Source organism: Algiphilus aromaticivorans DG1253 (assembly GCF_000733765.1).
Classification (GTDB): Bacteria; Pseudomonadota; Gammaproteobacteria; order Nevskiales; family Nevskiaceae; genus Algiphilus; species Algiphilus aromaticivorans.
In genome coordinates, this window is record NZ_JPOG01000001.1 from 26,753 (window position 1) to 40,709 (window position 13,957).

At 60.5% G+C, this 13,957-nt stretch carries 13 protein-coding genes; 7 read left to right on the forward strand and 6 right to left on the reverse strand.

Annotated features, from left to right (window positions below):
• Positions 1-23 precede the first annotated feature (23 nt).
• From U743_RS00155 to U743_RS00180, 7 genes are read left to right on the forward strand one after another with little or no spacing between them, the layout of a single operon-like run.
• The gene (locus U743_RS00155; protein WP_043770394.1) at positions 24-617 is read left to right on the forward strand and encodes a recombinase family protein; all 594 of its coding nucleotides are present in this window, start codon (positions 24-26) and stop codon (positions 615-617) included.
• Between the two features lie 33 nt (positions 618-650).
• Positions 651-1,478 carry a DUF6694 family lipoprotein gene (locus U743_RS00160; RefSeq protein ID WP_043764596.1) on the forward strand — a complete coding sequence of 276 codons (828 nt, stop codon included), beginning with the start codon at positions 651-653 and terminating at the stop codon, positions 1,476-1,478.
• A gap of 2 nt (positions 1,479-1,480) precedes the next feature.
• A complete protein-coding gene (locus U743_RS00165; protein WP_043764598.1) occupies positions 1,481-3,091 on the forward strand; it encodes a type I restriction-modification system subunit M in 1,611 nt (536 codons plus the stop codon).
• Positions 3,081-4,331, forward strand: a complete 1,251-nt coding sequence (locus tag U743_RS00170) for a restriction endonuclease subunit S (RefSeq protein ID WP_198021865.1) — start codon at positions 3,081-3,083, stop codon at positions 4,329-4,331. Before U743_RS00165 ends, U743_RS00170 begins: the two co-directional genes overlap by 11 nt.
• 50 nt (positions 4,332-4,381) lie before the next feature.
• Positions 4,382-5,008: a hypothetical protein gene (locus tag U743_RS18965; protein WP_156966274.1), complete on the forward strand. Its 627-nt coding sequence runs from the start codon at positions 4,382-4,384 to the stop codon at positions 5,006-5,008.
• On the forward strand, positions 5,005-8,109 hold the full coding sequence (locus U743_RS00175) for a type I restriction endonuclease subunit R (RefSeq protein WP_043764600.1): 3,105 nt from the start codon (positions 5,005-5,007) through the stop codon (positions 8,107-8,109). The genes U743_RS18965 and U743_RS00175 overlap by 4 nt, the downstream gene beginning before the upstream one ends.
• A 38-nt stretch (positions 8,110-8,147) precedes the next feature.
• Positions 8,148-8,930 carry a hypothetical protein gene (locus U743_RS00180; RefSeq protein ID WP_043764602.1) on the forward strand — a complete coding sequence of 261 codons (783 nt, stop codon included), beginning with the start codon at positions 8,148-8,150 and terminating at the stop codon, positions 8,928-8,930.
• Here the strand turns inward: U743_RS00180 and U743_RS19695 are convergent.
• The 6 genes from U743_RS19695 to glnK all read right to left on the reverse strand — a co-directional run bounded on the left by U743_RS19695 (position 8,874) and on the right by glnK (position 13,941).
• Positions 8,874-9,182 (reverse strand): GIY-YIG nuclease family protein, encoded by a 309-nt coding sequence (locus tag U743_RS19695; protein ID WP_084191241.1) that lies wholly within the window; start codon positions 9,180-9,182, stop codon positions 8,874-8,876. The two genes, U743_RS00180 and U743_RS19695, sit on opposite strands and share 57 nt — an antisense overlap.
• Positions 9,175-10,485: a hypothetical protein gene (locus U743_RS18970; protein WP_156966275.1), complete on the reverse strand. Its 1,311-nt coding sequence runs from the start codon at positions 10,483-10,485 to the stop codon at positions 9,175-9,177. The genes U743_RS19695 and U743_RS18970 overlap by 8 nt, the downstream gene beginning before the upstream one ends.
• Positions 10,485-10,925 carry a helix-turn-helix domain-containing protein gene (locus tag U743_RS00190; protein ID WP_043764604.1) on the reverse strand — a complete coding sequence of 147 codons (441 nt, stop codon included), beginning with the start codon at positions 10,923-10,925 and terminating at the stop codon, positions 10,485-10,487. Before U743_RS00190 ends, U743_RS18970 begins: the two co-directional genes overlap by 1 nt.
• Positions 10,926-10,949: 24 nt before the next feature.
• Positions 10,950-12,134, reverse strand: a complete 1,185-nt coding sequence (locus U743_RS00195) for a tyrosine-type recombinase/integrase (RefSeq protein ID WP_043764605.1) — start codon at positions 12,132-12,134, stop codon at positions 10,950-10,952.
• 208 nt (positions 12,135-12,342) lie between these two features.
• Entirely contained in the window at positions 12,343-13,575 is a 1,233-nt protein-coding gene (locus tag U743_RS00200; RefSeq protein ID WP_043764607.1) for an ammonium transporter, read from the reverse strand.
• Positions 13,576-13,602: 27 nt separating this feature from the next.
• A complete protein-coding gene (gene glnK, locus U743_RS00205) occupies positions 13,603-13,941 on the reverse strand; it encodes a P-II family nitrogen regulator (protein WP_043764609.1) in 339 nt (112 codons plus the stop codon).
• Positions 13,942-13,957: the final 16 nt, after the last annotated feature.

Genomic DNA, 13,957 nt, shown 5'->3' on the forward strand with positions numbered 1-13,957 from the left:
ACGTAAAGACTAGGTGCGTTTTCTTGCTAATCGGATATGCCCGAGTATCGACGATCGACCAGCGCCCAGAACTGCAACTGGATGCGCTGCGTGACGCTGGGTGCGAGCAGGTTTTTGAGGATCGGCTCTCGGGGGCCACTAGAGATCGTCCGCAGCTTTCAGCCTGCCTGCAGACGCTTCGCAAGGACGACACCCTGGTTGTGTGGCGCCTGGACCGTCTGGGACGCTCGTTGAAGGACCTCGTAGCGATCGTCACGGAGCTGGACTCCCGAGGAATCGGCTTTCAGTCCGTGACCGAGGCCATCGACACCAGTACGTCGAGCGGACGCCTTGTCTTCCACATATTCGCGAGCCTGGCCGAGTTCGAGCGATCGATCATCCAGGAGCGCACGCGCGCTGGGCTCGCGGCGGCCAGAGCACGCGGTAGAAGAGGCGGGCGGAAGCCAAAGATGACGCTGGCAGATGTGCGCAAGGCCTCGGCCATGTTGCGCGATCCGAACATGACCAAGGCGGAGGTGGCAGAGCATTTTGGCGTTTCACGCATGACGCTGAATGCTTCACTCAAGCGCCACGCCTTGCCGGATACCCCAGGGTCACCAGGTGAGCCTGGGGCGTGATAAACAACAGCTATTCCTAAGGGGACTCGTTTTATGCAAACAAGACCGACACTCGCTCTCTTGCGTGCCGTGGTGCTGGGCCTCTGCGGCGCGCTCGTTGCCTGTCAGGCAGAGCCCACCATAGACGCCAGCTCGGATGCCGCGCTTGAAGCGAGCGCTGAAGAAGTTCGCGAGTCGCTGGCACCCGAACGCCGAGAGAAGTTCGATGAGGCAATGACGCTCCTAGCGTTCAGCAGCATCGACATCGAGGCCTTGTTCAGCGGCGATGCCTCGGCTACTGCGGCCGGGGCGAAAGGGAACATGAAAGCTAGGCTTGATGGCAAAACAGCGGATGAAGTGATCGCGGAAGCTGAGCAGATCAGGGCGCAGCGACGTGAGAAGGAGCGAAGGCAGGCTCTCGCCGAGATTGAGGAGCTGGTCGCCAAGCGCGAAGCCAGCAAAGAGGCCGAGGAGGCTTTGAAGCAGTTCGAGGTTCAGCGCTCCCGCTTCTACGTCGAGGAGCGATCCTTCAGGGATCAGCCAATCATTGAGTTGACGGTCCAGAACAACACCGAGCACGCAATATCCCGAGCCTTCTTCCATGGCGTCGTCGCCAGCCCGGACCGTGCCGTCCCCTGGATTGAGGAAGACTTCAACTACACGATTCGCGGCGGCCTGGAGCCTAGCGAGAAGGCCACCTGGGAGCTTGCTCCAAATTCCTATAGCGGATGGGCAACCGAAGTGCCGGAGGATGCGGTTCTGACAGTCTCGGTTGAGAAGCTCAACGGACCGGACGGCGAGACGCTGTTCGATACGGGCGCATTTGGCGAACGCGAGAAGCGGCGCTTGAAGGCCCTCCGCGACGAGTATGGAACCCAGTAACGATGACCGAAGAAGACTTCAAGAAGACCCTCTGGGATACAGCCAACGCGCTGCGCGGCTCGGTTTCAGCCGCCGAGTACAAGTACCCGGTGCTGGGGCTGGTGTTCCTCAAGTACGTGTCCGACATGTTCGATGCCCAGGCCGAGGTCATCCGATCTCGGCTTGCCGACCCGAAGTCGGACATCTACATGGACGATGAAGCGATTCGCGCCGAGGCCGAGCAGGAGTTCCTGACTGATCGCAGCTTCTATGACGCAGACAACGTGTTCTGGGTGCCGGAGGAGGCGCATTACTCCCGCCTTCTCAAAGGTGCGGCGGCTGCCGGCAAGGATCTGCCCAACCAGCTCAATGCGGCCATGCGGGCCATTGAGAAGGAGAACGCCAGCCTGAACGGCGTGCTCTATCGTCAGTTCGATCAGCTCGAACTCGGGCCGGGGACGCTGGCCTCTCTCATGGCCAAGATCGCGGAATTGAAGTTCGATCCGGGGAAACATGGCAGCCGGGACATCTTCGGCGAGATCTACGAATACTTTCTTGGCGAGTTCGCGCGCGCCGAAGGCGCACAGGCCGGCGAGTTTTATACGCCGAAGAGCGTGGTGAATCTGCTTGTCGAAGTGCTCGCGCCCTTCCGAGGCAAGATCTATGACCCCTGCTGTGGCTCGGGCGGCATGTTCGTCCAGTCCGCGAAGTTCAAGGAGGCCCACGCCTCAAAGCTCGGCAAGAAGGGGGATCTCCCAATCTACGGCCAGGAGATGATGGCTGCGACTCGCCGGCTGGCGAAGATGAACCTCGCGGTGCACGGGCTGGGAGACAGCGATCTCGGCGAAACCTATGGCTCTACCTTCAACAACGACCAGCACCCGAAGCTGCGGGCCGACTACATCCTCGCCAATCCGCCCTTCAATATTTCGAACTGGGGCGGCGACAAGCTGACCGAAGATCCGCGCTGGACCTACGGCATACCGCCGAAGAACAACGCCAACTACGCTTGGCTGCAGCACATGCTGGCGCGGCTATCGACACATGGGCGCGCAGGCATCGTGCTGGCAAACGGTTCGATGACCACCAACACCTCGGGTGAAGGTCAGATCCGCAAGATGATGATTGCCGCCGATGTAGTCGAGTGCATGGTCGCGCTCCCGGGGCAGCTCTTTTCCAACACGCAGATTCCGGTATGCCTCTGGTTCCTGACCAGGGACAAGAAGGCCGGCGTCAATGGGGCTACCGATCGATCTGGCCAGACATTGTTCATCGATGCCCGGAAGATGGGGTCGCTGCAGCTCAGCCGCACCATGATCGGGTTCTCGGATGAGGAAATTCACCGCATTGCGCAGACCTACCATTGGTGGCGGGGCACGGAGTTTGTTGACGAAGGCGAGTACGAGAACGCCCTGGGCTTCTGCAGGTCGGCGGACTATGCGGAGATCGAGAAGCACGGCTTCGTTCTGACCCCAGGACGCTACGTCGGAGCGGCGGAAGTCGAGGACGACGACGAGGCCTTCGAGGAGAAGATGCAGCAGCTCACTTCCAAGTTGAGCGAGCTGTTCGCTAAGGGCAAAGCGCTAGAGGATGAGGTGCGGCGGCAGTTGGAGAGGGTTGGGTATGAGGTGTAGCCGCCCTCTATCGGAAGTAGCCCGTATCCAACAAGGTCGGTACTTAGCGCAGAACGAAATGGCCGAGTGTCCCGGGCCAGGCGCAGAAGTGCCCGTCTGGGGGGCGAACGGCATCCTTGGCTACACATCGGAGCCGGAGTATCAACAGGCGGTAGCTCTCGTGACCTGTCGAGGCAATGGTTGCGGGAAAGTCCAGTGGACTAGAGCGGCGGCCCATGTGTCAAACAATGCCATGGCGATCATTCCAATGGACGGTGACGGCGTAGATCAACGCTTCATGTACTACTCTCTTCATGAAGCAAACATTGCATCAGTTATCTCAGGATCTGCGCAGCCGCAAATCACGCGAACCCATCTCAGTGCCGTCGCCATCTCCTGGCCGGATCGAGGTGAGCGAGAGCGGATCGTTGAGTGCCTCGATTCGCTTGACCAACGCATCGCCAACAACCGCTTCCTAGCCACCAACCTCGAATCCATCGCGCGCGCCATCTTCAAGTCCTGGTTCGTGGACTTCGACCCGGTGCGCGCCAAGATGGAAGGCCGGGAGCCGGAGGGCATGGATCCGGAGATCGCGGCGCTGTTCCCGGATCGGCTGGTGGAGAGTGAGTTGGGGTTCGTGCCGGAGGGGTGGGAATGGGTCCCTCTCTCGGAAATGGCCGAGTTTCTGAATGGTCTAGCACTGCAGAAATTTCCACCGAACGGCCACGACGACTTGCCCGTACTCAAGATTGCTCAACTGCGCTCAGGTGCGTTGGATCCCGATAAACTTGCCTCTCGGGAAGTCGGTGACCGATACATCGTTAGCAGTGGGGACCTTATCTTCTCGTGGTCTGGTTCTCTTATGGTCGATGTGTGGTGTAGCTCTGACTGCGCGCTCAACCAGCATTTATTCAAGGTCAACCCGGCATCTTGGGCATCTAAAGGTTTGCTGTGGGCGGCTATACAGAAAAATATCGAAGGTTTCCAAGCAATCGCGGCCTCAAAGGCAGTCACAATGGGGCACATAAACCGTCGTCACTTGGATGAGGCATTCGTCGCACTTCCCTCACGCGAGAGCGTGAAGATCATGAGTTCTTCGCTCGACGCGCTGACTGAAAATATTATCCATGCGCGCCTGGAATCACATGCTCTCGCTTCCTTGCGAGATTTTCTTCTCCCTCGTTTAATTTCTGGCCGGTTGTCCATAAAAGAAGTTGAGGCTGCGGCAAATACAGAGCCCTGCGAACATAGAGTTGATTAATTGTGCAGATCCTAATAGAAATTGGCCACCTTCTCAGCGCGCTGTCCACAGTGGCAATCGCGATACTCACCTATCACTTATGGAGGGAAAATAAAGCCCTGCGGAAGATGAGTTCAGAAGCGGAAATTGTGCCGCATTTTGAGACTCATCCGGACGGTACCGGCGGGTTGAACCTTTGTCTATCCAACGTCGGCCCTGGACCGGCCATGGATGTCACTTTCTCAATTATTTCCGGTGAAGCTGAGTTTCATCGATATGGTGTCATACTAGATCATAGCAAAAGGCGTTCCGCGATCACGCTAGTGCCTTCTGGGGGGAAATTCAGCTTCCTTTTCGGGATTGGCTATCAGCTCTTCAATCCAAAGGACGGCGATGCAGGTGAGCCGCTTAAGCCGTTTCAAGTCGAAGTGGCTTGGCGAACATCTAAGGATGTTAATATCGTTAAGAAGGTTCACACTCTGGACGTTTCGCAGTTCAGAGGGCTTCCAGGTATGATGAACATGCCTTACGCCCTGCAGAGTGCGCTTGAACTAAAGGCTATGAATCAGCAGCTAGCCGCATTAACAAAGGTGCTTGCGCCCATCGTGGGTTTTGTCGATGCAACTAAGCCAGAAAATCAGTCACGACAGAAGGCGAAGGGCAATCCAGAACCCAAGGAAGGTGGTGGGGGGCAATGAAAGAAGACCACCTCGAAACCTCCGCCCTCGACTGGCTCGGTAGCCTCAGCTACGAGTGCTGCAAGGGCGAGGCGATCACCGGCGAGAGCAAGGACCGGGAGCGCTATCGCGAGGTGGTGCTGAAGCCGCGCCTAGCATCAGCGGTGCGAGCGCTAAATCCCGACCTCGCCGAGGTGGATCAGGTCGTCGAGAAGCTCGCCGACTACAGCGCCCAGTCCCAGATTGAGGGCAACCGCGAGGTTCACGACTGGCTGACCAGCGGTGTGCCGATCGAGGTGATGCGCGACAACGGTGAGCGCGAGGTCATCCGCGCCCAGGTGATCGACTTCGAGAATCCCGAGGCGAATGACTGGCTGGCCGTGCAGCAGTTCACGGTCCACGGCACCCATCCCCGTCGCCCCGATGTCGTGGTCTTCGTCAACGGCCTTCCACTCATCGTCATGGAGTTGAAAAACCCCGGCGACGAGGACGCGGACACCGAGGAAGCCTGGAAGCAGATCCAGACCTACAAGCGGGAGATCCCGCAGCTCTTTCACTACAACCTGCTGAACGTCATCTCTGACGGCATCGTGACCCGATACGGCTCGCTGACCGCCGATCTGGAGCGGCACTCACCCTGGCGCCTGATCGGCGCTGAGGAAGCGCCTAGCCACATGATGGAGCTGGAGGTGCTCTGCCGGGGGCTGCTGGACAAAGCGACGCTCCTGCGCTTCCTGAGGGGCTATGTGGCCTTTGTGACCGACGACGGCGCGGCGCAGGCCAAGGTCGTCGCGCAGTGGCAGCAGTTCCATGGCGTCGAGAAGGCGGTCGAGCGCGCTGTTTCGGCCTATCACAGCGGTGACGGTAAGGGCGGTGTCGTCTGGCACACCCAGGGCAGCGGCAAGTCCTTTCTGGCGCTGTTCTACGCCAATGCGCTGCGCAAACACCCGGAGCTGGAGAACCCGTCCATCGTGGTCGTCACCGACCGCAACGACCTCGACGGCCAGCTCTTCGAGACTTTCGCGGCGTGCAGGGACACGCTGGAGACCGTGCCGGTGCAGTTCGAGGATCGCGCGGACCTGCGCAAGCAGCTTCAAGCCGTAGCAGCGGGCGGAATCTTCTTTACGACCATCAACAAGTTCGCCCCCGTCGAGGATGGCGTCGAGGCGCTGAGCCAGCGGCGCAACATCATCGTGATCGCCGACGAGGCGCACCGCACGCAGTACGGCTTCAAGGCCAAGATCAATGCGGAGACCGGCAAGAAGAAGTACGGGCTTGCCAAATACATGCGTGAGGCGCTGCCGAACGCCATCTATCTCGGCATGACCGGCACCCCTGTCGAGCAGGATGACCGCGACACGCGGGGCGTGTTCGGCGAGTACGTCGATGTCTACGACATGCTCGACGCCCAGCGCGACGGCGCGGTGGTGCCGATTAGCTACGAAGCCCGGATCATCGATCTGGCCTTCAACGAGGCCGAGAAGCAGGCCCTGCTCGACGAGTTCGAAGAGGCCATGGTCGATGAGGACGTGGAGGGGCAGAGCAAGGCGGCCAGCCGCTACACGCGCCTGGAGGCGCTCGCGACCGCCGAAGGCCGGATGCAGACGCTTGCCGAGGATCTGGTCAAGCACTGGGAGCAGCGCCAGGAATCCATCCAGGGCAAGGCGATGGTAGTAGCCATCTCTCGCGCGGCGGCCGTACAGCTCTACGACGAGATCGTGAAGCTGCGCCCTGACTGGCATAGCGACGATCTGGACAAGGGCAAGATCAAGGTCGTGATGACCGGCAGCAAGGCCAGCGACCCCGAGCACTTCGCCCCGCACCGCACGAACAAGACGCAGCGCAAATTTGTCGAGAAGCGCTTCAAGAAGGCGGATGACGAGCTGGAGATCGTCATTGTCCGGGACATGTGGCTGACCGGCACTGATTCGCCGCCCTGCCACACGATGTACATCGACAAGCCCATGCATGGCCACGGCCTGATGCAGGCCATCGCCCGCGTCAACCGCGTCTGGAAGGACAAGCCGGGTGGGCTGGTGGTGGACTACATCGGCATCGGCGAGGACCTCACGAAGGCGATCACCAGCTACACCTCGGCGTCCGGTAAAGAGGAGGAGCCGGTCGATCGCTCCGGTAAGGCGCTGGGCGTGCTGCTCGACACGCTCGACGTGCTGCGCAAGGAGTTCTGGCGCGGCTTCGACTACAGCGGCTTCGAAGACCCTCAGAAGGCCGTGGCGCTGCTCAAGCCCGCGATGGACCACATCGCCCAGATCAACCCCAAGGGCGACGAGAAGGGGCGCAACCAAGGCATCCGGGACTACATCGATCAGGTCACCAAGCTGACCAAGGCCCAAGCGATTGCTGGCACCCGCGAAGAGGCCCTGGCTGTGCGCGACGAGATTGCGTTCATGATGGTCATCAAGGCCGGCCTGGTGAAGATGACGCGCGCCGGGAGCGGCAAGTCCAGGCTCGAAAAGGAAGCCGCTCTGCGCCAGCTCGTCGCCAAGGGTGTGCTGGTCGAGGGTGTACGCGATCTCTACGAGGGCTTGGGCATCGACAAGCCGGACATCTCGCTGGTTGATGAGTCTTTTGTTGAGAAGCTCCGCGAAATGCCTCAGAAGAACCTGGCGGCTGAGCTGCTGCAGCGCCTACTCGACGACAAGATCAAGTCGCGAGGCAGCCGCAACGCGGCGCTGGAAGTCGAGTTTGCCGGGAAGCTGAAGGACGCCATCGACAAGTACCGAAGCCGCTCGCTGCACAGCGCAGAGGTGATCGAGGAGCTGATCCAGATCGCCAAGGAGCTGGCCGAGCACAAGCCCCCTCAGGGTTTGAGCGAGGAAGAGGCTGCTTTCTACGAAGCGCTCGTGAAGAACGAGAGCGCGGTGCGAGAGCTGGGAGATCCGACGTTGCGCGCGCTGGCCCAGGAGCTGACGGACAAGCTGCGCAAGTCGGCCACCATCAACTGGCATGAGCGTCAGTCCGCCCGAGCCGGTATGCGTGCGATGGTCAAGGTGCTGCTGAAGCGCTATCGCTACCCACCCGACAAGCAGGAGGCAGCGACCGAAACCGTGCTGTCGCAGGCGGAGCGTCTCGCTGACACCTGGGCATTTGAGCTGTCGTGACGCATCCCACATCCAGTTGCTGAACAGCCGAAGCGTCCATGCCTCTGCTTCGTTATCAGATCGTCGGCGAAGGCGAAGAACACCCCGATAGCACGACCGGCGCCCGTGACGGGCACTTGGCCGTTCTGCTCAAGCATGACCACGAGCAGGCCAATGCTCAGGTCTATTCGGAGATCGCCGCCAACCGGCTGGCGCAGTTTCTCGGGATCCCGGTTGTGCTCGGTGTCATGGCCACCGGAGAGAGCGACCCTCACGCAGTATCTTTTGCCTCATTGCGGGCGGCTGAGAGTGCACTGCAGCTCTATGATTTCACGCAGCTCGATGAGCGAATGGATGCCGATGAGGCCGACGTGGCTCCCGGTGCTTATATGGGCAGCGGTCATCTCACCGAGATCAAGCGGCTCTGTGAGACGTATCCCGTCGAAGCGGCAGCAGTGGCCGTGTTCGACTTGTGGATTGCCAATGCGGACAGAGCCCTCAACTTCAAGGCGGAGCTGGATGGTGGGGAGAGGGGCGTCCTGTTCGCACTGGACCAAGGCTCGTCTTTGCTCGCGAGTTGCTCGACGATCGAGGCTTCTCTGGATGCTTTGAGCGATGGCACGCGACCAAAAGACCACCCCTTTCAGAAGTATCTCCAGGGTGTACATTGCGGGTCGATGGTCGAACGCATCCGGTCACTGCCCGAATGGGCGATCGAATCGGCGATGACTTACAACGACACGATCGGCAACGTGACACTCGACCAACAGTTCCTGGCTTGCGACCTACTGATCGAGCGCCGGAAGTTGCTGGAGGAAATGGTCAAGCGAGTGCTGTTCTGACCATTGATCAGCGATATGCCGCTTTGCGGTGTGAGGAAGCGGTTTGATTCTCGCTTCCAGGCTCAGGGCTTCACGCTTCGAGCCCACAGGGCGCACGGCTAGTAGCCGAACAGGCTGGTTCATACGTGTGTAACGCGCTCCCTTGCCCTGAAGGTGCTGGCCGAGCCGTCGCACTGGGTCCGGGGAAACGCCCGTATAAATGCGGTTGCCGCGACATAGCAGTAGATAGACGTGCCAGATCGCATCACTCATCGCTGGCGAGGATCTTGTTGTTGCGCGCCCGTACCAGTGCTGGGTCCACCCGATGATGCATGTCCACTGGAAGCAGATGCTCAAGGCGAGCAAGGCCGCTCATGGATGCGCCGGTTACGAAATGCACGACCACCCGGTCGTTGTGGCCACGATACATCGCGCGCAGAAGGCCCGAGTTGCGAATCATGTTCGCCCCGTAGGGCGCGAAGCACCGACTATAAAGATCGTTAAGACGCGGCAAATACGGCTTGAGAAACCGCACAGCCGGGACGCTGTCGGGGTCGTTTGCAGGCCACGCTACCGGTGCCAGTCGGGCGTAGTCAGCCAGAACATTGCCTACATGCGATGGCGTGGGCACCCATGCGGAATGGGGTCGAATCAAAACGCGGCCATCTTCGGCGAGCGTTATCCGGTCGAGTGAAAGTGCGTGGGCTACGGTTGCGCGCAGACCTGCCCCACCGACAAGCCATACGAAGGCGTACTCTGCTGGCGTCATACGTTCGCGCGCTGAAGCGAGAAATGCCTCCAATGTCTTTGGTTGCAGCGCCTTTGGCGGCTCCCGCCGAGCAAAACGAGCGCTTGTCATCTTGTGATGGCGACCTCTGCGATCGGGCCGTAACATTTTCCCGGTAGCAAACCGGAAGAAGTGGAGCAGCTTGTAGCTCTTTATCCGAGGGTTGGCCGCGAGAAACTCGTTCGCGTCGTTGTCTCGCATCACATCCCAGCGATTAACCCCGCGCTCGTGCAGGAATTTCGCGAGTCGAATCGGGATGCGCATACGTTCATAGACGTACTCATTTGAGCGCGTGTGTCCCTTCTTGGTCAGCATCTCGTAGCGCGCTTCGAGGGTCCGGCGGTATTCGGCCAGCACGTCGCGAAGGCCTTCTGGCAAATAGTCCGGTATAGAAGCTGCCCGGGGTGGGTCAATCGGCACTACGTCCGGCAGGTGTACGAGCGCTTCATGGAGTAAAACCTGCATATCAATACTCCCACTGCGCAACAGCATCCCAAGTCCAACGCGGTTGGCGCGGCGGAGATACTCAACAAGTGGCTCACCGTCCACTCCGCAGGCTGCGACGAGGTCCCGGGTTGCCGCGAATAAGATGTCGCGCTTTCCCGATTGCAATCTCGACGGGTTCCGCATTGTCGCGTAGGCCGCCGAATGCAAGCGCGTGCCTCTGGCCGCCCAGCAGGATACTGCGCGGGAATAGCCGGTACGTCCGCAATGGATGCGCTTCCGAGCCTTCTTGCCCGGTGCGGCCTCAATAGCATCACCGCAAATGTCGCAGGTTCTGATCGGCATCAGTTGCGGTCTTTGAGAGCGTCCTTGCTCAGGTGGGTGACTTTCGGCCCAAGGGCTTCATCTTCGTCAGCGGGCTTGGCTTCTTCAGACGAGGGAGCCTGGTCGGGTCTCGCTTGTTCAGCACGCCCCTTGGCGGTGCCCAGGCTGATCGAGCCGTAGCGAAACGGCAGGAGACGGCTCTGGATCGCCTCGGCCTCTTCCTGGGCCGCTTCGGTGATCTCGACGCCGTACACGTCGCCTGGGAGGCACTGCAGTGTGTTGCAGAGCGCCTCGACGAACTGGAGATTGAGGTTCGCAGACGGGTTCCGGGCAATACGGCTCAGCGTGCTTCGAGTGATCGGGAACCCCTGATTCGTCAGGGCCTCGGCTAGTTTCTCGTAAGAGGGGATGCCGCTGTCTTCCATCAACAGGCTGAGGCGGTTTTTCAGCTTGATCTTCATGGTTGAGCGAGTCCTTGGAGGAAGTTACTCATCGTCGGGGAAGTATCCGTCGATGTACACGCCGGCATGCTGGTTGCCGGCGTGCAGCACCTGTGGGTGGTAGTAGTGAAGGGTTGTCGCAAGATGCTTGTGGCGCATGTACTTCTGGGCGACCTCGGGTGAGTAAAGGGGGACCATGAGCGTGCAACCCGTATGCCTCAGGGTATGCGGGGTCGGTTTGCGCGGAAGCCCTGCTTGCAGGGCCACGTTGCCGAGGCGCTTCCGATAGTTGTTCGCGGACATCACGCCACTGCGCTCCGTCGGAAACAGCAGGTCCGAGAGCGGGATGCTCTCCTTGCCGAGTCGGCAGATGCCGTCCGGGTTCTTGCAGCGCGAGAGAATCTGGGGTCGCACCGAGCCGAGATACCAAGTCAGAAGGGCGTGGATGTCAGGCTCGCGCATCGGGATAGTGCCGAATACGTCATTCTTCCCGAAGACCGACAGTGCGCCATAGTCGCCGAATCGCGCGTTTAGGCGAGGGTCGTCGCTGGCGTGGAAGTCCGATAGCTTGACCGTCACCAGTTCTGAAACACGGAGTGCGAAGTGGATCGCGAGATGGAACATCACACGGTCGCGCAGCACGGGTAGCAGGGACTTCGTGCCCCGCTGCTTGGCGACAGCCGCTTCGTATCGAAACTCCTTGTCCATCGCGTCGATGTGCGAGGCATTGAGCGCCCACCCGGCCGCCCGCTTGTCGGGCTTTCGGGTCTTGATCCCGACCGCGTTGGCTTCTGTGACGAACTCGGTAGGCCGCTGGCCAAACTCTCTGGCGATGTCGTTGATCGTCTCCTGCTTGAGCAGGAACGACTGGAAGGAGCGCCAGGCCGATGCATAGCCGGCGATCGTGCTCGACTGCAGCCCATGCGGCCTTTCGGGCGTGATCCGCGACTCCAGATAGTTCACGACATGGATGGGGCGCAGCTCCCAAGGGGTGACTTCTGCGTGGCGGAGGAGGCGCAGGAGCGCATCCCGGTGTTGGTCGCAGCTCGCGGGCTTGTTGCCCTCCCAGTGACGGATGTGTCCGTACCACTGACTGATCAGGCTGTTTGCGTACTCGCGCTCCCGGCCGGATAGGAACGACAGGGCATCTGCCTGAGGCGCCTGCTTGAGGCTTGCCTCCTCTGTAGGCGCACTATTGATCGTGCGCTTCATCGGCAGAACGGTCGTCATGGGGCGTATTGTTGCACAAACAACACGCGCGTGCAAGTTCTGCACGATTAGGCGGGGCCGTGTGGGGTACTGGGCAGCCCGGCTGGTTGGTGTTAGCCTCTAAACGTGCATATTCTGCACGATAAAAGTAGGCATAGTGGAGTAAAAAAAAAGCGGGCCCCCGAGGGAGCCCGCAGTCGGTCTTCAGACCGGGAGACCTGCGAAAGTCTTAGTCGTTGGTGAACTCGGGGTAGGCCTCCATGCCGCACTCGGCGAGGTCCACACCGGCGTCTTCCTCTTCTTCGCTCACCCGCAGGCCGATGAGGGCCTTGATGATGAAGCCGACGACCAGAGCCAGACCGAAGGACCAGGCGAAGATCGCGCCCAGGCCGATCAGCTGCGAGCCGAGGCTGGCGCCGCTGAAGACCCACACTGCGAGTACGCCCCAGATGCCGACCGTGCCGTGCACGGAGATGGCACCGACGGGGTCGTCGATCTTCGACTTCTCCAGCCCGATGATCGAGAAGACCACGATGATGCCGCCGATGAGGCCGATGATCGTCGCCAGTGCGCTGCTCGGGGAGAGCGGGTCGGCGGTGATTGCGACCAGGCCGGCGAGCGCGCCGTTCAGCGCCATCGTGAGGTCCGCCTTGCCGAACATGATCTTGGCCGTGATCAGTGCTGCGAGCAGGCCACCGCAGGCCGCCATGTTGGTGTTGACGAAGACGCGGGCGACGTTGTTGGCGCTCTCGACGCTGGCCACCGCCAGTTCCGAGCCACCGTTGAAGCCGAACCAGCCCATCCACAGGATGAAGGTGCCGAGCGTGGCTAGCGGCAGGTTCGCGCCGGGGATGGCCTTGACCGAGCCGTCGGCGCCGTACTTGCCCTTGCGGGGGCCGAGCACGAGGACCAGTCCCAGGGCTGCTGCGGCGCCGCACATGTGCACGATGCCCGAGCCAGCGTAGTCGCTGTAGCCCAGCTCGCTCAGGAAGCCACCGCCCCAGCTCCAGAGACCCTGGATCGGGTAGATGAAGCCCGTCATGACCACCGCGAAGGCGAGGAAGGAGAAGAGCTTCATGCGCTCGGCGACAGCACCCGAGACGATCGACATGGCCGTCGCTACGAACACCACCTGGAAGAAGAAGTCCGACAGGTTGGAGTAGTAGGGGGCGTCGTCGCCGCCGGCATTGACAGCCTCGGCGGTGTTATCGGTCATGCTCAGGATGAGGTCGAAGCCCGGCAACACATAACCGCCGCCGTACATGAAGTTGTAGCCGATGACCAGATACATGATGCAGGCCACGGCGAACAGCGAGACGTTCTTGGTGAGAATCTCCACCGTGTTCTTGGAGCGGACGAGGCCCGCCTCAAGCATGGCGAAGCCGGCAGCCATCCACATGACGAAAGCGCCGGCTACCAGGAAGTAGAAGGTATCCAGCGCATATGCGAGTTCAGATTCCATTACAAAGCTCCTTGATTATTGGGCGGCTCAGAGCGCGTCCGTGCCGGTCTCACCGGTGCGGATGCGAACGGCCTGCTCAAGTTCGAAGACGAAGACCTTGCCGTCGCCGATCTTCCCGGTATGGGCGGCCTTGGTAATGGCCTCGATGGCGGTGTCGAGCTTGTCCGGCTCGATGGCGACTTCGATCTTCACCTTGGGCAGAAAATCGACGACGTACTCGGCGCCGCGGTAGAGTTCGGTGTGCCCCTTCTGACGGCCGAAACCCTTGACTTCGGTGACGGTGATGCCCTGTACGCCGATCTCCGACAGGGCCTCCCGCACTTCGTCAAGCTTGAACGGCTTGATGATTGCGCTGATGAGTTTCATTCCAGACTCCATTTGG